We start from the raw sequence: 18,409 nt of genomic DNA on the forward strand, positions 1-18,409 counted from the left end.
CCTGAAGGTTGTGAAGACCACTTTTCGGGTTTTGTTCCTTCAGGCCGGACGAGAATGAGATTCCACCTCATTTATTTTCGAAAATTTTTCAGGCCGCACCGATGCTCACCCAATAACGCGTGCGGTAGTCGACCCGCACCGGCAGGCTGCGGGTGAGCAGTTGCAGGATCTGCCCGGTGTCGGCCAGCTGGTAGGTACCGGATACCTTCAGCTCTGCCACTTCCGGGGCGCAGCGCAGCAGGCCCGGGCGGTAGCGCGCCACTTCGGCGATGAACTCGCCCAGCGGCATTTGCTGCACGCTGAGCACGCCGTCGGTCCAGCCCCAGGGGTCGCTGTGCAGCGTCACCGCCTGGAAGCTGCCGTTGGCCCACACCTGCAAGGTTTCGCCTGGCAGCACCCGGCGTGGCGAGGCCGAGGAGGGGAACAGCGTGACGTCGCCCCGGCGTACCGCCAGCAACAGGCCCAGGTCGTTCTCGCGCAGCAGCAGGTGGCTGTCGAGAGTGGCCAGTTGGCCGACGCGGGTGTCGATGCGGAACGGGCGGTTGTCGTTGGGGTTGCTGTCCAGGCTCACCTCGCCACGCACCAGTTGCAGCCGGCGCTGCTCGGCGCTGTAACTCAGGTCGATGGCGCTGGCGGTATTGAGCTGGATGCGGCTGCCATCGCTGCCTTGCAACCGGCGGCGCTCGCCGGTGGCAGTGCTGCTGTCGGCAAGCAGTTGGGGTATGCCCAGCGGTTCGCGCGCGGCCCAGCCCAGGCTGCCGCCCACGGCCAGCACGGCCAGCAACTTGAGGTGGTCGCGGCGGTTGATGTGCTGGCGCTGGCTGGCATCCAGAGTGCGGCGGCTCAGGCCCTTGGGCAGCCCGGCCAGTTCGTCACCGAGGTGGCTGACCCGCTGCCAGGCCAAGGGATTGTGCGGATGGCTGGCCAGCCAGTGCTGGAACTGTTGCTCGGTACGCGGGCAGGGGCTGTCGAAGCGCAACTTCACCAGCCAGTCGATGGCCTGGTCGACCTGCGCCTGCGCGGGCGCGCTGTCAGGCGTCGGCATAGCGCAACCGGTAGCAGACGCCCAGGGCCTTGGCCAGGTCGCGTTCGACGGTGGCCCGCGATACACCCAGGCGCAGGGCGATCTGTACGATGCTCAAACCGTCGAGCTGGGCCAGCAGGAATGCCTGGCGGGCACGCGGTTTCAGTTGGTGCAGGGCACGGTCGAGGCGCGCCAGGGTATCGAGGATGACCAGTCGATCTTCTTCGCTGGGTACTTCGGCTTCGGGCAGGTGAGCCAGGCTTTCCTGGTAGGCCCGTTCCAGCGCACGGCGGCGGAACTGGTCGATCATCAGGCCACGGGCGATGCTGCTGAGGTAGGCGCGTGGCTCCTTCAGCGGCGACAGCTGGCGGGCCCGCAACAGCCGCACGAAGGTATCCTGGGCCAGGTCGGCGGCGTGCTCGCTGCAGCCGACCCGGCTGCGCAGCCAGCCGCTGAGCCAGCTGTGGTGGGCCTGGTAGAGCAGAGCAACCTCGGTCGGCTTGAGCGTGTCGTTGATCTGCATCTTGGCGAAGGCCCGGTCCTGTGGATATATGCGATTGTGAATTGTTCTCAATTCTATGCGGGGACGATGGCGCGGAGCAATGGCATGCCAGGAATTAGCCGCGCAAGAACCGGCGTTTGCCCGATGAGCGGCTGCGCTAAGCTGGACCTGCAATCGACTTGATGGAGGTGCCATGATCCTGGCCGACCTTTCGCCTGACGCGTACCGCGAGGCCACCGAATACCTGGCGGCGCTCGACCCTGACTGGTCGCGGCATATCGCGGCGACGGGGCCTTGCCTGCACCAGGCCACGCCGGGGCGTGAACCTTACGAGGTGTTGGTGCGGGCGATTGCCTACCAGCAACTGCATGCCCGCGCTGCCGAGGCAATTCTGGGGCGGTTGTTGGCGCTGTTTCCGGAGGCCGAGTTCCCTGGGCCGGAACAGTTGCTGGCGGTTACACCGGAAGCCATGCGCGCCTGTGGTTTTTCCGCGAGCAAGATGGCGACTATCCAGGGTATTGCCCAAGGCCGGCTGGATGGCCTGGTGCCGAGCCGGGAGGAGGCACTGGCCCTGGCTGACGAGGCGTTGATCGAGCGGCTGGTGGCATTGCGCGGGGTAGGGCGGTGGACGGTGGAGATGTTGCTGATCTACAGCCTGGCGCGTTCGGATGTTCTGCCGGTCGACGATTTTGGCGTGCGCGAGGGGTACCGGCGGCTGAAGGGGCTGGGCAAGGCACCGACGCCGGCGCAAATGCGTTCGCTGGGCGGAGGCTGGCGACCGTACCGCACCGTGGCGGCCTGGTACCTGTGGCGGGCCTGAGGCCTTGCACTGCCTGTGCCGACCCTTTCGCGGGTAAACCCGCTCCCACAGGGACTTCCACAGCCTTGAAAGTCTATGCAGTACCTGTGGGAGCGGGCTTGCCCGCGAAAGGGCCGGTACAGCCAACAACTATCTGGAAGTTGTAGGTGAACCCGCCTCAAAGGCATGGCACAACATCCGAAACCGACACGGTCCCTGTGGGAGCGGGCATGCCCGCGAAGAGGCCGGCACAGCCAACAACCTTTCTGGAAGTTGTAGGTGAACCCGCCTCAAAGGCAGACACAACATCCGAAACCGACACGCTCCCTGTGGGAGCGGGTTTACCCGCGAAGAGGCCGGTAAAGGCAACAACTTACCTGGACATTTACCCATGAGCTCCTACACCACCCCCGACCAACGCTGGCAAGCCGTAGCATCCCGCGAAACCGCCGCCATCGGCCACTTCGTCTACGCCGTGCGCACCACCGGTATCTACTGCCACCCCGCCTGCAAATCACGCCTGGCCAAGCGAACCAACGTCGAGTTCTACGACACCCCAGCCGCCGCCGAAGCCGCCGGCTTCCGCGCCTGCAAACGTTGCATCGCCACCACCAGCGCCACGCGCCACAGCCAGCTGGTCACCCGCGCCTGCCGGCTGATAGAAGCCAGCGACCCTGCGCCCAGCCTCGACCAACTCAGCGCCCGACTGGCCATCAGCCCTTTCCACCTGCACCGCCTGTTCAAGGCCGAAACCGGGCTCACCCCCAAGGCCTATGCCACTGCTTTCCGTGCCCGGCGCCTGCGCGCGCATCTGGAAGATGGCCAGCGCTCTGTCACCGATGCCATCTATGACGCTGGCTACAACTCCAACAGCCGTTTCTACGAAAGCGCCGACCAGCGCCTGGGCATGCGCCCGCGGCAATACCGCGCCGGCGGTGCCGGGGCAACCATCCACTTCGCCCTCGGCCAGTGCTCTCTGGGCGCGATCCTGGTGGCCCAGAGCGAGAAGGGCATTTGCGCGATCCTGCTGGGCGACGACCCCGAGGGCTTGCTGCGCGACCTGCAGGACCAGTTTCCCAAGGCCCACCTGGTCGGCGGCGACAGTGCTTACGAACGGTTGGTCGCCGAGGTAGTGGGCTTCGTCGAAGCCCCTGCGCTGGGCCTGGCCTTGCCACTGGATGTGCAAGGCACAGCGTTTCAGGAACGGGTGTGGCAGGCCCTGCGCGAGGTGCCGGCCGGCAGCCGGGTCAGCTACACCGACCTCGCCGAGCGCATAGGCGCGCCCAAGGCGGTGCGTGCGGTGGCCATGGCCTGCGCGGCCAACCACATCGCCGTGGCCATCCCTTGTCATCGGGTGGTGCGCCGGGACGGCGACATCAGCGGCTACCGCTGGGGTGTCGAGCGCAAACAACAACTGCTCAAACGAGAAACGGCACTCTCCTGATTGCCTGAAGCCGCGTAGAATCCCCCGCCAAATCGAATTGTAAAGAGGAATATTCGATGAGGCGTGTCAGCCTTGCCCGTTATTGCCCAGGCCTGATGGTTTTCATGGCCCTGATGCTGGCCATTGCCAGCCCGGCCTGGTCGGCCCCGGCCACGCCCTTGTCCAATTTGGCGGTTGCCGAAGCGAACGTGCTGGATGAAAACGCCAGCATCGAGCAGTTGAGCGATCGACTGGACCAGATTCGCCAGGGGGTAACCAGCGAGGCCAACGACGACCTGCTGTCGCAACTGCGCCTGGGCGCCATGCAGGTCCAGCGCCAGGCCGATGCGTTAAGTGCCCTGCGCACCACCGATGTGGAGAAAGTCGACGACAAGCTCAAGGTCATCGGCCCGGTCCAGCCGGACGAGGCCGCCACCCTGACCCAGCAGCGCAAGGAGCTGGAGGCCGAGAAAAAGGCCTTGGTAGCCCAGCAGGAGCAGGCGACCAAGCTGACCCAGTCGGCCCGCGACCTGTCCACGCAAATCGTCAACCTGCGCCGCAGCCAGTTCAACTCGCAGATCACCAGCCGCGCGGCCTCACCGCTGAGCCCGGCGTTCTGGCAGAGCATCATTCGCCCCACCCAGGACGATGTGGCACGCCTGCGTGACCTGCGTGGCGAGACTGCCGATGCCATTGCCAGCGCCTTCAGCGCCGAGCATCGCTGGCTGTTCATTACCAGCCTGGTGGCGGCAATCCTGGTATGGACCCTGGTGCGTCGCATGCTCGAGCGCCTGCTGGCCGGCGCCATGGTCAGCTGGCTACCCGAAGGCCGCCTGCGCCGCAGTGCGTTGGCGCTGGGGGTGAGCCTGGCAACCCTGGGTACCATCGCCGGCTCGGTCTCGCTGCTGCGTTGGGGGCTGGAGAGCAGCGCCGAGCTGGGCTCCGATATCGCCAGCCTGGCCAACCATGTGCTCGCGCTGGTGGTGTTCAGTGCCTTCATCACCGGCCTGGGCCGCGCCATGCTGATGCTGCAGCGCCCGTCCTGGCGCCTGCCGCCGATTCACGACGAAGTGGCCAGCGCCCTGGGCTGGTTCCCCAAGGTGCTGGCGTTGGCGCTGATGGTCATGATGACCATGGAACGCATCAACAGCGTGATCGGTGCCAGCCTGGCGCTGACCGTGGCGGTCAACGGCCTGACCGCGCTGGTCGTGGCGGTCACCTTCGCCGGTGCGCTGCTGCGTTACCGCCGCACCCTGCGCAAGCATGACCTGGAGCGCCCCACGGGCCTGGCCGGGCTGATCCCGTTCGTGATGGTGATCTGGCTGACGCTGATCCTGCTGGCCTTGCTCGCCGGTTACCTGACACTCGCCTACTTCCTCACTGCCAAGCTGCTGTGGGTCAGCCTGGTGATCACCTGTGCCTACCTGCTGACCACCTTCTTTGGCGACCTCTGCGAAACCCTGCTGTCGCCCCGCCAACCCGGCGGCCTGGCGCTGGCCTCGACCCTGGGCCTGGCGCCACGTCACCAGGCCCAGGCCAGCACCATCCTGGCCGGCATCGGCCGCACCGTGGTGCTGTTTCTGGCGTTGTTGCTGGCACTGATGCCATCGGGCACCAGCCCCAGCGAGCTGCTGCTGAGCCTGGGTGATTGGGACGAGACCGGCGGCAAGCTGCTGGGCAACATGAACATTGTCCCCCAGGACATCCTGTTGGCAGTGGTGATGTTCCTCGGCGGCCTGTTCGCCATCCGCGTGGTAAAACGCTGGCTGAGCGATCGCCTGCTGCCGGAAACCGACATGGACGCCGGCATGCGTGCCTCGCTGGTGACCCTGGTGGGTTACCTGGGCTTCATCTTCCTGGCCATGCTGGTGATGTCGACCCTGCGCATCAACCTCACCAGCCTGACCTGGGTGGTCAGTGCCCTGTCGGTGGGTATCGGTTTCGGCTTGCAGCAGATCGTGCAGAACTTCATCTCTGGCCTGATCCTGCTGACCGAGCGCCCGGTGAAGGTGGGCGACTGGGTCAGCCTGGCGGGCGTCGAGGGCGACATTCGCCGTATCAACGTGCGTGCCACCGAGATCCAGATGTCCGACCGTTCGACGGTAATCGTGCCCAACTCGCAGTTCATTTCCCAGAACGTGCGCAACGTGACCATGGGCAATGCCTTGGGCGTGGTCGGCATTACGCTGACGCTGCCGCTGGAGACCGATGCCAACCGCGTGCGTGAATTGCTGCTGGCGGCTTATCAGGAGCACGAGGCGATTCTGGATGCGCCGGCCACCTCGGTGTCGTTCAAGGACCTGACCAGCAGCGGGATGGTGATTGGCGTGAGTGGTTACGTGGCGGGGCCGCGGCAGGTGTCTGGTACCCGTAGCGACCTGCTGTTCACCATTCTTGGGCGCCTGCGTGATGAAGGCATTTCCTTGTCGTCGCCGCAGAGCATGGTGTTGGTGCAAGAGGGCAATCGCTCGGCTGACGAGTCGGTGTGAAGCCAATCGCCGGCAAGCCGGCTCTCACAAGGGCCGCGTCGTCTTCAAGCCATACGCAGTACCTGTGGGTTGCGGGGCGATAGCCTCGGCCAGCACCGGCTGCAGTGCAGGGCACCACCAGGGTCAGGGTGAAGAACTCGGTGTGCCGCTCCCACTTGAACGGATGCCCATCCAGGCGGGTGATGCCCTGGGCGGTTGCGGTGTCCAGGGCATCCGGGCAGCAGCGTCGCCTCCGAACAAGGCCAGGTGGAAGACATGCGCCGGGCCGTCGAAATACAGCGACGGGCGGGCGTGCAGTTCATTGTGCAAGGCGGTGCGTTGAGGGTGCATGGGTGGTCCGGCCTGGTGTTGTGATTTGGGGGACCAGGGAGTGGGACTTTGCCGGGGGCCGTGAAAGTTACCTGTTGGTGACACATATTGTCGCAGCGCAGCCGGCAGCTACCGCGAGATTGCGCATACAGTAGCTATTCGACGAGCAGGGAGAACCGAATGCAACCCACACTGTATACGCCACGTTTGCAGCTTCGCCCCCTCGCCCAGCGCGATGCGTCTGCCATCGAGGGCTTGCTGCAGGACCGGGAAATCGCCCAGATGACCTCGCTCATTCCCTTTCCTTACCCGCCAGGCCTGGCGAGTGCCTGGATTGGCCGGCACCCACGGCTCTGGGCGGCCAGGGAAGGGGTGGTGTGGGGGATCTGCTGCCGTGATGAGGGAACGCTGATGGGGGTGATTTCGTTGCGGGAGCTGGGCGGTGCAGCACCGGTGCTGGGGTATTGGCTGGGCAAGGCGTTCTGGGGCAATGGCCATGCAACCCAGGCTGCCAGCCGGGTTTGCCGGTATGCCATTGATGAGCTGGGGATCCATACCCTGGCGGCCAGTTGCCTGAAGCGGAACATTGCGTCCGCCAAGGTGTTGAGCCGGGTGGGGTTCAAGGTCGTCGGGCTAGGGTTCGAGTTGCTCGACAACAAGCCGGGCCATGAAGCGGTTGTGTATCACCGCCTGGGGTAGGGGCTTGCCGGCGAATGGGCCGCATGGCATGTGTTGCCTGCACCGGCCTCTTCGCGAGTAAACCCCCTCCCACAGGTACGGCGCTGCCCTTCAGGCCTGCGCTATCCCTGTGGGAGCGGCCGCAGAAATCTCAGCCCAGACACCGCGTCACATGCTTGACCGACTGGTAGGCCGACAACCCCCACGGCCCCAACTCACGCCCGATCCCGCTGCCCTTGGTACCACCCCATGAGGTCTCGACGAACACCGCCTGTACCGAGTTGATCCACACATGGCCAACCTCCAGCGCATCGGCCACTCGCTCGGCGCGCTCCAGGTCGGCGGAGCACACCGTCGCCACCAGCCCGAAACGGCTGTCGTTGGCCTCGGCAATCGCCTGTTCCTCGGTAGCAAAGCGCCGTGCGCATAGTACCGGGCCAAAGATTTCCTCGGTCCACAGGCGGCTGTCTTTCGGCACATCGGCATACAGCGTCGGGCTGACGAACCAGCCATCCCGGTCCAGCGCCTTGCCACCGGCCAGGCACTGCAGGCCTTCTTCCCGCGCCGTGGCAAAGTAGCTGGCCACCTTCAACCACTGGGCCTGACTGGTCAGTGGCCCCATATCGACCTCTTCGGTCAACGGATTACCGACCCGCAGGTTTTCCAGTGCAGCCTGCAAGCGCGTTAGCAGCGCATCGGCAATGCCGTCCTGCACCAGCAGCCGCGAAGTGGCCGAGCACATTTGCCCGGCATTCCAGGTGATGCCGGCGACGATCCATTCCACAGCCTGGTCGACATCGCAATCATCGAACACCACGATCGCCGACTTGCCACCCAGTTCCAGCGTCACCGGCCGGCACTGCGCCGACGCGCTGCGCATCACCTGGCTGCCGACGCTGTTGCTGCCGGTGAACGACAGTTTGTCCAGGCCGTTGTGGTTGCTCAGTGCGGCGCCAGTCTCGGCCTTGCCGTTGACGATGTTCAACACCCCGGCCGGCAGCCCCAGGGCATCGGCGATCTGGCCGTAGGCCTGTTCGATCAGCGGGGTGACTTCCGAGGGCTTGAGCACCACGGTGCAACCGGCAGCCAGGGCCGGGGCGAGCTTCCAGGCGCTGGTCACCAGCGGGAAGTTCCACGGCACGATCAGGCCGACCACGCCCACCGGCTCCAGGCGAGTGCGCGCAGTGAAACCCGGTGCAGCCAAGGGTACGTCACGGTTCTTCGATGGCAGTTGCTCGGCCAGTTCGGCGTAGTAGCTGAAGGTGGCGATGGCGTCGTCCAGGTCGATTTCCGCTTCGTGACGTGGCTTGCCGTTGTTGCGCATCTGCAAGCTGATCAGCGCTTCGCGGCGTTGGCCGAGTTGCTCGGCAAAACCGCGCAGGTAGGCGGCGCGTTCGCTGGCGCTGGTGTTTTTCCAGGCGGGCAGGGCGCCACGGGCAGCGGTCACTGCCTGGTCTACCTGGGCGATGCTGGCGGCCATCAGTTCGGCAAACGGTTGCCCAAGGGCCGGGTCATTGACGCTGATGCAGTCGCTGCCCTGGCCTTCGACCCAGCGGCCGGCAATGTAGTGGGAAGTGGTCATGGTCGGTTTCCAGTCAGGCCATTTCGGCGGTGGTTACCGGCGTGTGCGCGGTGCTTTTGCAACGCACCCAACGCGGGCCCTGGGGGCCATACACGCCAGCAGGTTCGGGGAACAGGTTGAGCAGCAGCAGGTACAGCACGCCTGCCAGCCCCAGGGTGACCGGCAGGCTCAGGTCGATGCCGCCGGCCAGGTCGCCCAGCGGGCCGACAAACTGCCCAGGCAGGTTGACGAAGCACAGACCGACCGCCGCGCTGGGGATCCATGCCCCCATGCCACGCCAGTTCCAGCCATGCAGGAACCAGTAGTGGCCGCCACGCTGGCCGCGGGTGAACACCTGCAGGTCGTCGGCATGGTAGAAGCCGCGGCGAGTGACCAGGCCGAGGATCATGATCACCATCCACGGGCTGGTGCAGGTGATGATCAGTACGGCGAAGGTCGACACGCTCTGCACCAGGTTGAAGGTGAAGCGGCCGATGAAGATGAAACCGATCGCCAGCACGCCGATCAGCAGTGTGGCGCCGGCACGGCTGAGCAGGCGCGGGAACACGCTGGACATGTCCAGGCCGGTGCCGTACAGCGCCGTGGTGCCAGTGGACATGCCGCCGATCACCGCAATCAGGCACACCGGCAGGAAGAACCAGCTTGGCGCCACCGCCAGCAAGCCACCGACGTAGTTGTTGGCAGCGATGTAGTCCGGCGCCTGGGTGGCCACCAGGGTGGCGGTGCACAGGCCGAACAGGAACGGGATCAGTGTCGCGCCCTGGGCCGCGATCACCGCCAGCATGATGCGCGCCTTGGGCGTTTCACGCGGGATGTAGCGCGACCAGTCGCCGAGGAACGCACCGAACGACACCGGGTTGCTCATGGCCAGGATCGCCGCACCGACGAATGCCGCCCAGAAGCCCGCCTGGCCGAGGTTTACGCTGCCCGCATAACCGGCATCGAACGGCCCGGCAAAGGCAACGATGCCCAGCAGGAACAGCAAGCTCGATGCCCACACGGCAATCTTGTTCACCCACAGCATGAAGCGGAAGCCGAAGATGCATACCACCAGCACCAGTACCGCGAACAGGCCGTAGGCCAGGCCCAGGGTGAGGTCGGTTTCCGGCAGGCCAGCCAGGCGCTTGGCGCCCCCGACCAGGGCGTCGCCCGAGCTCCACACCGACAGCGAAAAGAACGCCACCGCGGTAAGCAGCGACAGGAACGAACCGACGATGCGCCCATGCACGCCAAAGTGTGCACCCGACGACACCGCGTTGTTGGTGCCGTTGAGCGCGCCGAACAGGCCCATGGGCGCGAGGATCAGCGCGCCCACGACGACGCCGAGCAGGATCGCCCACACGCCGGCCTGGAACGACAGCCCGAACAGCACCGGGAAGCTGCCCAGTACGGCCGTGGCGAAGGTATTGGCGCCGCCGAAGATCAGGCGGAACAGGTCCAGCGGGGAGGCGTCGCGTTGATCGTCGGGGATCTGTTCGACGCCGTTGGTCTCGATACCGGTCGAGTGGCTCATGGTGATGCTCCAGCGCGGTTGTTGTGGGCCGGCGCAGTACGCGGGCCTTATTGTGGGTGCGATGGCAGGGCGGCAGGGCCGCGTAAAGGGATGATCAGGCCGGCGATACGACCGACAGGTGCTCGTGGCAGGCCAGCCACCGTTCGCCGTGGCGGCGGAAGACGATGGTCTCGCGCTCGCTCAACTTGTGTTCTTCGCCGGCGATGCGGATGTGCGTGGCCACATCGTGCATGAAGATCGCCACATCACCTTGCAGGCTCACCTGGGCATTGCCCGATTCGCAGGCCAATACCGCAAACCCGTCGGCCTGCCACCGGGCCCAGAGTTGCTCGTAGGCATGGCGCGACAGCAGCGGTTGCGGCAGGGTGTGGAAAAGGAAGGTGGCGTCTTCGCTGAAGCAGGCGAAATAGCGAGCAGTGTCGTTGCTGGCGAACGCGGCAACGAGGTCGGCGGCGGCTTGCCGTACCTGGAGTGTCTGGTCCACGGGAGTGGCCTCACGGTTCTTGTGATTGTGGTGAAGCGATTCTGGTGGCGGTTGGCGAGGGGAAAAATCGCTGCGGGCAAATAATCAGTTCAGAAATTTGTGAAGTGATGGCTGCGCTTGTTTGGGTTTCGCGCCGCATCCTGTGGGAGCGGCTTTAGCCGCGAACACCGGCGCAGCCGGTGCCAGGCACCGCGTTGGATTCTTCGCGGCTAAAGCCGCTCCCACAGGGTATGCGGACCGCTTGCGAATGCAGTTCTCTAGGCGACAGCGCAGCCCAAAGGGCTTTCAGCTATCCAACTGTCATCTGACTGCAACGAATATTCAAAGCGGGTTCGGCGTTGAGGGGTAAGCATCTATCGCGGCACTCGCCTGCTGCATTAAGAGTAGCGAATTGATGCACCAACTTGGCCTCTCGCACCGTGCCACATTCCGCAAGAGTTACTTGTACCCGGCGGCTGTCGGGTTGATCGAAATGACTGATCCCGAATCACAACGGAGCCCCAAACAGCAATATCGGCGGGTTGCAAGGTAGGTTTCGCGCCGCGCATCCTGTGGGAGCGGGCGTGCCCGCGAAGAATCCAGCGTGGTGCATGGCACCGGCTTCGCCGGTGTTCGCGGGCGCGCCCGCTCCCACAGGGAAATACTGAAGCGACGATCGCAGGTCAGTTCGCCTCCCGCACTGCACTCAGGAACGCCCGGGTCCGCTCCTGCTGCGGGTTTTCGTAGATCTGCGCCGGCGTCCCCTGTTCGTGGATCTGCCCCTTATAGAAGAAGCACACCCGATCGGCGAACTCGCGGGCAAAGCCCATCTGATGCGTCACCATCAGCATGGTCAGGTTGTGCTCGCTGCCCAACCGGCGGATCACGTTCAGCACCTCGCCACACAGCTCCGGGTCCAGCGCCGAGGTCACTTCGTCGAACAGCATCACCTTGGGCCGCATCGCCAGCGCCCGGGCAATCGCCACGCGTTGTTGCTGGCCACCGGACAACTGCGACGGGTAATGCTCGAACTTGTTGCCCAGGCCAACCATCTCCAGCAGCTCGGCTGCCCGTTCGCGCGCCTCGGCCGGCTTCACGCCCAGCACCTGGACCGGGGCCTCGATCACGTTCTGCAAGGCACTCATGTGCGGGAACAGGTTAAAGCTCTGGAACACCATGCCGATCTTCGCCCGCACTTTGCGTACATGGCGCTCGTTGGCGATGAGTTGCGCGCCGTTGCGCCCGGGCATGTGGGTGAGCGATTCGCCATCGACTTCGATCATGCCCTGGTCGATGCCCTCAAGCGTCATCAGTACCCGCAGCAACGTCGACTTGCCCGAGCCGCTGGGGCCGATGATCGCCACCTTTTCGCCGGGGGCGACATCGAGGTTGAGGCCGTCGAGCACGGTGAAGCTGCCGTAGCGTTTGGTCACGTCCTTGAAGCTGACGATCGGTTGAGCGATGGCCGGTGTGGGCATGTGGGTGTCCAGCGGCTGGGTGGCGGTGGCAGTGGCGAAGTGGGTCACAGGGGCGATCATCAGCGGAGCTCCAGGCGCACTTCAAGGCGCCGAACGAGGTAGGCCAGAGCGACGCTCAAGGCCAGGAAGAACAGACCGACCAGGGTGATCGGCTCGAGGTAGCGGAAGCTTTCCGAGCCGACGTTCTTGGCCTGCTGCATGATTTCCACCACGGTGATGGCCGACAGCACCGGGGTGTCCTTGAGCATGGCGATCAGGTAGTTGCCCAGCGGCGGCAGGATCGGCCGAATCGCCTGGGGCAGGATGACTGCCCGGTAGGCGGTCCACGGCGCGAAGTTGAGGGCGACCACCGCTTCCCACTGGCTGCGCGCCACCGAGTCGAGGCCACCGCGGTAAACCTCGGCCAGGTAGCAGGCGTAGTGCACGCCGATACCGATGATGCCGGCTTGCATGGCCGTCATGTTGACCCCGTAGTTGGGCAGCACGTAGTAGAGGAAATACACCTGGATCAGCAGCGGCGTACTGCGGATGAACTCGATCAGCAGTGCTACCGGCCACGACAGCCAGGCTTGGCGGCTGCGCCGGGCGATGGCCAGGAACAGGCCCAGTACCACCGCAATCAGGAAGCCTACCAAGGTGATGCCCAGGGTTTTCAGCGACGCCTGCAGCAAGTCGGGCAGGATTTGCGCGACGTAGTTCCAGTCCCAGAAATTCATGACAGGCTCCCCCGCAGGCGACCGCGGCTCAGGCGCCGTTCGACCCGACGCATGAGGAAGTTGATGACCTGCGCCAGGACGAAGTAGAGCAGCAGGGTAAGGCTGAAGATTTCCAGGGTCTGGAAGGTCGCCTGGTCCAGCTGACGGGCGCGGAAGCTAAGGTCCGACAGGGTGATCAGTGACACCAGCGAGGTGTTTTTCAGCAGTTCGATCAGCAGGTTGGTGCCAGGTGCGATGGCCGCCAGCAATGCCTGCGGCAGGATGATCCTTCGGAAGCGGATGGTGGCGGGCATGTTCAGCGCGGTGCAGGCTTCGTACTGCCCCTTGGCCACCGAGCTGATCGCCCCGCGCATCACTTCGGCACCGTAGGCACCGATATGCAGCCCGAGGCCGACGATGGCCACGGTGTAGGCGCTGAGTTCGAGGTTGAACGGTGGCAGCGGCAATACGAAGAACAGCCAGAACAACTGCACCAGCAACGAGGTGCCGCGGAACAGCTCGATGTAGGCCACGCACAGCCAGCTCAATGGCCGCCATGACGAACGCCGGCCGAGGGCGGCGAGGATCGCGGCGACGATGGCCAGCAGCGAGCCGAAGAAGGTGACCTGGATGGTGACCCAGGCGCCTTGCAGTAACAACGGTATCAATTCACCCATGGTTCGACCTGAATAATCGGATTACACAGGGACTGGCATGGCAAGCGCCATGCCACCTCGATTCACTGCTGGGCACAGAGCTCGGCGGCGGTCTTGTCTGTCACGTTGCTGCGATCGAAGCCGAACGGTGCGACGGTCTTCAGATGCTCCTCGCTGCCCAGCCACTTTTTCATCTCGGCGTTGACCGCATCGCGCAGCGCTTTGTCCTCGGGGCGGAAGGCCAGGGCGCCGTAGCCGGTGTGGGCCGGGTCATCCTTGAAGTCGCTGATCGCCTCGACCTTGTCGCCACCCTTTTTCGCCAGGCCCTTCATGGTCAGCTGGGTGCCCACGGCAGCATCGGCACGGCCGGCGCGCACGGCCTGCAACTGGGCGGTGGTGTCCGGCACCTGAAGGATCTGCGCATCGGTGATGCCGGAGTCGCGGGCATAGGCGAGGTTGACCGTGCCGGCCATGATCGCCAGCTTCACGTCCGGGTTCCTGGCGATGTCGGCGTAGCTGTGCAGGTTCTTCGGATTGCCCTGTGCCACCAGCAGGGTGTCGGGCAGGGCGTACTGCGGGTCGGTGAAGATCACCTGCTTGCAGCGTGCCGGGGTGATGTACATACCGGCGGCAATCACATCGAAGCGCCCGGCGCGCAAGCCTGGGATCAACGAACCCCACTCGGTGAGCACGCCATCGACCTGCTTGATGCCCATCTTCTCGAAGATGACCTTGGCGATTTCCGGTGACTCCCCGGTTACCCGGCCATCGGTTTCGGTGAAGGCGAACGGGGTTTCGTTGGCGTAGCCGATGCGGATATGGCTGGTTTCCTTGATCTCGTCCAGGCTCGCGGCCTGGGCGCTGGCGAGCACGCCGAAGGTGGCACAGGCCATCAGCAGGCGCTGGAAGGGGCGTGGAACGTTGAAAGGCTGGCTCATCAATGAAACTCCTGTTTGTTATAAAAACCGTCGTCGACGGCTCTGTGTTAGGAGGCAGTGGAGCAAAACAGCGAAAGCAGGGTGGGTCGTTTGTTCGAAGCTGCCAGGCAGCGGGAGTTCGACCTTGGGCCGAGCATACAAAAGCTGAAACGGCGATGGCATTGCACTAGGACAATTGCCCGGGGCACATGTACAGGGGATGCTGTGACCCTGGCCCCGGCAAGTGAAGCGAACATCATGATGCACAGTTGGAAGGCAGCCCTGGACGCCGCCCGCATCGGCGAGTCCAAATACAAGATCCTGGTGCAGGCCGTCACCAGCGAGATCGAGCGCGGCGTATTGGTACATGACCAGCGCCTGCCACCGCAGCGCCAGGTAGCCGATGCCCTGGGCATCAGCGTGCAGACCGTGACCAATGCCTACAAGGAGCTGGAACGCCAAGGCCTGGTGCGTTGCGAGATCGGCCGTGGCAGTTTCGTCAGCCGGCGCATGAGCGACCGTGTGTCGGATGACATCATCGACCTGCCCGAGCGTACCCTGGTCGACTTCTCCATCACCCGCATCCTGCACACCCAGGTGCATGAGCGCATCTGGCGCGACACCTGCGCCGAGCTGGCCGTGGAAGAGGAGCAGCCGTGGATCCATGCCTACCGGCCCATCGCCGGTTTCGAGAGCCACCGCGAGGCCGCGGTACGCTGGCTTGCCGGCCTGGGCATGCAGGTCGAGCGTGACGATGTGCTGGTCACCAACGGCGCCGCCCACGCCATTTTCCTGGCCCTGGCCTCGCTGGCCGGGCCGGATGACGTGGTGCTGTGCGAGGGGTTGACCGACCATGGCGTGATTGGCAATTCACAGGTGCTCGGCTTCACCCTCAAAGGCCTGGAGATGGACCGCGAGGGCATCAACCCGGAGCATTTCGAGGACATCTGCAGCAACGAGCGGGTGACTGCGCTGGTGTGCACGCCCAATCTCAACAACCCGACCGTCAGCCTGATGCCCGACAGCCGGCGCCAGGAGATTGCCGAAATTGCCCGGCGCTTTGGCGTGCATATCATCGAAGATGACGTTTACGGGCCGCTACTGGGTGGCAGCCATGCCAGGCCGCTCAGTTCCTATGCGCCGGAGCTGTCGTTCTACTGCACCAGCATGACCAAGTCGGTGCTGACCGGCCTGCGCGTGGGCTATCTGGCCATGCCCAAGCGCCTGGCGCTGCGCACCGAGAGCATCTTGCGAGTCAACAGCTGGATGGCCACACCCCTGGTGGCGGAGATTGCATCGCGCTGGATCAATGACGGGCGCGCGGCGCAGTTGGTGGCGTTGCAGCGCACCTTGCTGGGCGAGCGCCAGGCGTTGTTGCGTGAGTACCTGGGGGAATATGTACGTGGCCAGCACGCCCATGCCTTAGGTGCGTGGCTGAACATTCCCGAGCGCTGGGAAGTGGACAGCCTGGTACGTGCCTTGCGCCGCCGGCAGATTGCGGTGACGCCACCGGAGCCGTTCCTGGTGCGCGGTACACCGCGGCCACGGGCCGTGCGCTTGTGCGTGGGCGCCGAGTGTTCGGACGCAAAGCTGCGCCAGGCCTTGGGCGATATGCGGGAGTTGTTCGGGCAGTACCCGCAGATCCACGAGCTTTGAGCGGCCTGTACCGGCCTCTTCGCGGGTAAACCCGCTCCCACAGGAATCGCGCATTTCCTGAACCCCGCACGGAACCTGTGGGAGCGGGTTTACCCGCGAAGAGGCCGGCGCAGGCAAAAACAAATTCCCCGGCAAATTGCCCTAGTACATTCATCACGACAATTTTCGCCTCATACACTCCGCCCAACATCAGCTCACTTGTTGGGTCCCGGTCATGTCAGTGCTCTCGCTTCACGATCTCTACCTCGCCCGCCAGCGTATCCACGGCCTGGTGCGCAGCACGCCGCTGGAACTTTCCCCCAGCCTGTCACGGCGCCTGGGTACGCCGGTCTACCTGAAGCTCGAAGCCCTGCAGACCACCGGCAGTTTCAAGCTGCGCGGCGCCAGCAACGCCATCGCCGTACTCAGCGCTGAACAACGCGCATGCGGCGTGGTTACGGCCTCCACCGGTAATCACGGGCGGGCGGTGGCCCACGCTGCTGCGCAACTGGGTGTGAAGGCAACCGTGTTTCTTTCGCAACTGGTGCCAGCCAACAAGGTCCAGGCCATCCGCGACCTGGGTGCCGAAGTTTGCGTCATCGGCCATTCCCAGGACGATGCCCAACAGGCCGCGCAACAACATGCCGAGCAACAGGGCGCAACGCTGATTCCACCTTTCGATCACCCCCAGGTCATCGCCGGCCAGGGCACGCTGGGCCTGGAAATCATCGAGCAGTTGCCCGAGGTGGAGCAGGTGCTGATTCCGCTGTCCGGTGGTGGCCTGTTCGCGGGTGTGGCGTTGGCCATGAAAAGCATCAAGCCGGCGATCACCACCCACGGCATCAGCATGCAGCGCGGCGCGGCGATGTACGCCAGCCTGCAGGCCGGCAAACCGGTCGAGGTGGAGGAACTGCCGACCCTTGCCGACTCGCTCGGCGGCGGCATCGGCTTGGGCAACCAGCACACCCTGAGCATGACCCAGCGTCTGCTCGACCACCTTCACCTGCTGCCGGAAGCGTCGATCGCCAATGGCATGCGCCACGCCTACCAGCACGAACGGCTGGTACTCGAAGGTGCCGGCGCGGTCGGCATCGCCGCGCTGCTCGACGGCCTGGTGACGGCCCGCGGCCCGGTCGTGGTGGTGGTCAGCGGGCGCAACGTCGACAGCGCACAGCATCAGCGCGTCATCAACGGCGGCGACGCCTGAAACTCACGTTTCCTTCACTGGAGGTATTCGAATGCCGGCCATCACCTTGCTCAGCGAAGCCGACCTGCGTAGCTGCATCACCCTCGACCGCGACGCGATCGATGCTATCGAGCAGGCCTTTGCCCTGCTTGCCACGGCCAAGGTGGCGATGCCACCGATCCTGCGCCTGGATGTGCCCGAGCACAACGGCGAGGTAGATGTGAAAACCGCCTACCTGCCGGGGCTGGAGCGTTTCGCGATCAAGGTCAGCCCGGGCTTTTTCGACAACCCCAAGCTTGGCCTGCCCAGCCTCAACGGCATGATGATGCTGCTGTCAGCCCGCACTGGCCTGCTCGATGCCTTGCTCCTCGACAATGGCTACCTCACCGCCGTGCGCACCGCTGCAGCCGGTGCGGTAGCTGCACGCTGGCTGTCGCGGCAGGACAGCCGCAGCGTGGCCCTGATCGGCAGTGGCGAACAGGCACGCCTGCAGCTGCAGGCACTGCGCCTGGTGCGGCCGATCGAGCAGGTCAAGGTGTGGGGGCGCGATGCGCAGAGAACCGCAGCGTTATGTGATGACCTGGGGCGCGATGGGCAACTGCAGGTAAAGGCTTGCGACAGTGTCGACCAGGCCATGCAGGCGGTCGATATCGCCATCACCTGTACCCCCAGCCGCGAGCCGCTGATCCAGCCGCATCACCTGCAACCGGGGCTGCACATCACCGCCATGGGCTCGGATGCCGAGCACAAGAACGAGATCGCGCCCACGGCCCTGGCCCGGCTCGACCGTTATGTCGCCGACCGCCTGAGCCAGACCCGCGTGCTGGGCGAACTGCACCACGCCTTGCGCGCTGGCGCAGTCAGCCAACAGGCCGTTCATTCCGAGCTGGGCCAGATCATCGCCGGCCTGCACCCGGGCCGCGTACAGGCCGAAGAGGTCACCCTGTGCGACCTGACCGGCACCGGGGCCCAGGACACCGCCATCGCCAACCTTGCCTTCGAACGCGCAATCGCCGCCCACAAAGGCCTGGCGTTTAACAGCTGACAGTTTTCGCAACCC

The 18,409-nt window shown here is 64.8% G+C and carries 17 protein-coding genes and 1 pseudogene; 8 read left to right on the forward strand and 10 right to left on the reverse strand.

The window, feature by feature from the left end; all coding sequences use genetic code 11:
* Positions 1 to 88: 88 nt before the first annotated feature.
* Both R9B85_RS16290 and R9B85_RS16295 read right to left on the reverse strand, forming a co-directional pair.
* Positions 89 to 1,045, reverse strand: a complete 957-nt coding sequence (locus R9B85_RS16290; protein WP_112251956.1) for a FecR domain-containing protein — start codon at positions 1,043 to 1,045, stop codon at positions 89 to 91.
* Entirely contained in the window at positions 1,032 to 1,547 is a 516-nt protein-coding gene (locus R9B85_RS16295; protein ID WP_112251957.1) for a sigma-70 family RNA polymerase sigma factor, read from the reverse strand. The genes R9B85_RS16290 and R9B85_RS16295 overlap by 14 nt, the downstream gene beginning before the upstream one ends.
* Positions 1,548 to 1,719: 172 nt before the next feature.
* Between R9B85_RS16295 and R9B85_RS16300 the strand changes: the two genes are divergently transcribed.
* The 3 genes from R9B85_RS16300 to R9B85_RS16310 all read left to right on the forward strand — a co-directional run bounded on the left by R9B85_RS16300 (position 1,720) and on the right by R9B85_RS16310 (position 6,237).
* Complete coding sequence (locus tag R9B85_RS16300; RefSeq protein ID WP_207878446.1) at positions 1,720 to 2,346, forward strand: DNA-3-methyladenine glycosylase family protein; 627 nt, start codon at positions 1,720 to 1,722, stop codon at positions 2,344 to 2,346.
* Positions 2,347 to 2,716: 370 nt separating this feature from the next.
* Positions 2,717 to 3,769 (forward strand): bifunctional DNA-binding transcriptional regulator/O6-methylguanine-DNA methyltransferase Ada, encoded by a 1,053-nt coding sequence (gene ada, locus R9B85_RS16305; RefSeq protein WP_207878449.1) that lies wholly within the window; start codon positions 2,717 to 2,719, stop codon positions 3,767 to 3,769.
* Positions 3,770 to 3,825: 56 nt separating this feature from the next.
* Complete coding sequence (locus R9B85_RS16310; RefSeq protein WP_423770369.1) at positions 3,826 to 6,237, forward strand: DUF3772 domain-containing protein; 2,412 nt, start codon at positions 3,826 to 3,828, stop codon at positions 6,235 to 6,237.
* Positions 6,238 to 6,306: 69 nt separating this feature from the next.
* Here the strand turns inward: R9B85_RS16310 and R9B85_RS16315 are convergent.
* Positions 6,307 to 6,567: pseudogene (locus R9B85_RS16315) on the reverse strand (DUF3422 family protein); the annotation flags it as partial.
* Positions 6,568 to 6,726: 159 nt separating this feature from the next.
* Here R9B85_RS16315 and R9B85_RS16320 point away from each other — a divergent pair.
* Positions 6,727 to 7,245, forward strand: coding sequence for a GNAT family N-acetyltransferase (locus R9B85_RS16320; RefSeq protein WP_375149712.1), 519 nt, complete (start codon positions 6,727 to 6,729; stop codon positions 7,243 to 7,245).
* A 130-nt stretch (positions 7,246 to 7,375) separates the two neighbouring features.
* On the opposite strand, the gene R9B85_RS16325 is transcribed toward R9B85_RS16320, so the two are convergent.
* From R9B85_RS16325 to R9B85_RS16335, 3 genes are all read right to left on the reverse strand, one after another.
* Complete coding sequence (locus R9B85_RS16325; protein WP_423770370.1) at positions 7,376 to 8,806, reverse strand: aldehyde dehydrogenase family protein; 1,431 nt, start codon at positions 8,804 to 8,806, stop codon at positions 7,376 to 7,378.
* A 13-nt stretch (positions 8,807 to 8,819) separates the two neighbouring features.
* Positions 8,820 to 10,319 (reverse strand): purine-cytosine permease family protein, encoded by a 1,500-nt coding sequence (locus R9B85_RS16330; RefSeq protein ID WP_423770371.1) that lies wholly within the window; start codon positions 10,317 to 10,319, stop codon positions 8,820 to 8,822.
* 94 nt (positions 10,320 to 10,413) lie between these two features.
* Positions 10,414 to 10,803 carry a YybH family protein gene (locus tag R9B85_RS16335; RefSeq protein WP_112251964.1) on the reverse strand — a complete coding sequence of 130 codons (390 nt, stop codon included), beginning with the start codon at positions 10,801 to 10,803 and terminating at the stop codon, positions 10,414 to 10,416.
* 394 nt (positions 10,804 to 11,197) lie between these two features.
* On the opposite strand from R9B85_RS16335, the gene R9B85_RS16340 reads away from it, so the two are divergent.
* Positions 11,198 to 11,335 (forward strand): Fic family protein, encoded by a 138-nt coding sequence (locus R9B85_RS16340; RefSeq protein WP_353844704.1) that lies wholly within the window; start codon positions 11,198 to 11,200, stop codon positions 11,333 to 11,335.
* A 130-nt stretch (positions 11,336 to 11,465) separates the two neighbouring features.
* On the opposite strand, the gene ehuA is transcribed toward R9B85_RS16340, so the two are convergent.
* The 4 genes from ehuA to ehuB form a co-directional block, all read right to left on the reverse strand.
* On the reverse strand, positions 11,466 to 12,260 hold the full coding sequence (gene ehuA / locus R9B85_RS16345; RefSeq protein WP_075046875.1) for an ectoine/hydroxyectoine ABC transporter ATP-binding protein EhuA: 795 nt from the start codon (positions 12,258 to 12,260) through the stop codon (positions 11,466 to 11,468).
* Between the two features lie 59 nt (positions 12,261 to 12,319).
* Positions 12,320 to 12,976 (reverse strand): ectoine/hydroxyectoine ABC transporter permease subunit EhuD, encoded by a 657-nt coding sequence (ehuD, locus tag R9B85_RS16350; protein WP_003256382.1) that lies wholly within the window; start codon positions 12,974 to 12,976, stop codon positions 12,320 to 12,322.
* A complete protein-coding gene (gene ehuC, locus R9B85_RS16355) occupies positions 12,973 to 13,632 on the reverse strand; it encodes an ectoine/hydroxyectoine ABC transporter permease subunit EhuC (protein ID WP_046616765.1) in 660 nt (219 codons plus the stop codon). Before ehuC ends, ehuD begins: the two co-directional genes overlap by 4 nt.
* Positions 13,633 to 13,694: 62 nt before the next feature.
* Positions 13,695 to 14,549 carry an ectoine/hydroxyectoine ABC transporter substrate-binding protein EhuB gene (ehuB, locus tag R9B85_RS16360; protein WP_423770372.1) on the reverse strand — a complete coding sequence of 285 codons (855 nt, stop codon included), beginning with the start codon at positions 14,547 to 14,549 and terminating at the stop codon, positions 13,695 to 13,697.
* Between the two features lie 240 nt (positions 14,550 to 14,789).
* Here ehuB and R9B85_RS16365 point away from each other — a divergent pair, with 240 nt between their 5' ends.
* From R9B85_RS16365 to eutC, 3 genes are all read left to right on the forward strand, one after another.
* Positions 14,790 to 16,184: a PLP-dependent aminotransferase family protein gene (locus R9B85_RS16365; protein ID WP_112252041.1), complete on the forward strand. Its 1,395-nt coding sequence runs from the start codon at positions 14,790 to 14,792 to the stop codon at positions 16,182 to 16,184.
* A 214-nt stretch (positions 16,185 to 16,398) separates the two neighbouring features.
* On the forward strand, positions 16,399 to 17,370 hold the full coding sequence (gene eutB, locus R9B85_RS16370) for a hydroxyectoine utilization dehydratase EutB (protein WP_313852721.1): 972 nt from the start codon (positions 16,399 to 16,401) through the stop codon (positions 17,368 to 17,370).
* A 31-nt stretch (positions 17,371 to 17,401) separates the two neighbouring features.
* Complete coding sequence (eutC, locus tag R9B85_RS16375) at positions 17,402 to 18,394, forward strand: ectoine utilization protein EutC (protein ID WP_112251967.1); 993 nt, start codon at positions 17,402 to 17,404, stop codon at positions 18,392 to 18,394.
* Positions 18,395 to 18,409: the final 15 nt, after the last annotated feature.

This window comes from Pseudomonas sp. NLJ1, from assembly GCF_049486705.1.
Classification (GTDB): domain Bacteria; phylum Pseudomonadota; class Gammaproteobacteria; order Pseudomonadales; family Pseudomonadaceae; genus Aquipseudomonas; species Aquipseudomonas inefficax.